The sequence below is a fragment of the Tepidimonas fonticaldi genome (genome assembly GCF_001675355.1).
GTDB lineage: Bacteria > Pseudomonadota > Gammaproteobacteria > Burkholderiales > Burkholderiaceae_C > Tepidimonas > Tepidimonas fonticaldi.
Genome location: NZ_LZDH01000044.1, coordinates 1 through 502, shown reverse-complemented (window position 1 = coordinate 502; position 502 = coordinate 1). Strand labels below are relative to the sequence as shown.

General features: G+C 58.8%; 1 protein-coding gene. It reads left to right on the top strand.

Going from position 1 to position 502, the window contains the following annotated elements:
* On the top strand, nt 1-502 hold a 502-nt coding region (locus A9O67_RS04170; protein WP_269451555.1), incomplete at both ends, for a penicillin-binding transpeptidase domain-containing protein.

Genomic DNA, 502 nt, shown 5'->3' with positions numbered 1-502 from the left:
ACATCTCCAACCTGGAAAACCCTCGCTCTCCGCGCGACTGGGCGGTCACTACCTTCGGGCAAGGGGTGACGGTTACGGCGATTCAGCAGGTAGCTGCTGTCGGAGCGATTGCCAACGGGGGAGAATTGCTGAAACCGCACATTATCAAAGAGATGCGCGATCCGCTGACAGGTGCCGTCGTCAAGCGCTCTGAGCGCGAGGTGGTCCGCCGAGTGGTCAGCGAAGCGACGGCGAAGCAGACGCGCGACATTTTGGAGACCGTAGTTACAGCTGAGGCAGGTACGGGGAAAGCGTACCGGATCGATGGCTACCACGTCGCAGGTAAAACGGGAACGGCGCAAAAATACGAAGGAAACAAGATCAAGCAAGGCCACTATATCGCTTCGTTTATCGGCTTTGCTCCCAAAGACGACCCGCGCCTGCTGGTCTACGTCGTCGTCGATGACCCGCAAACGGACCAGTGGTACGGGACGTGGGGAAGCACGATGGTTGCCCCGATCTT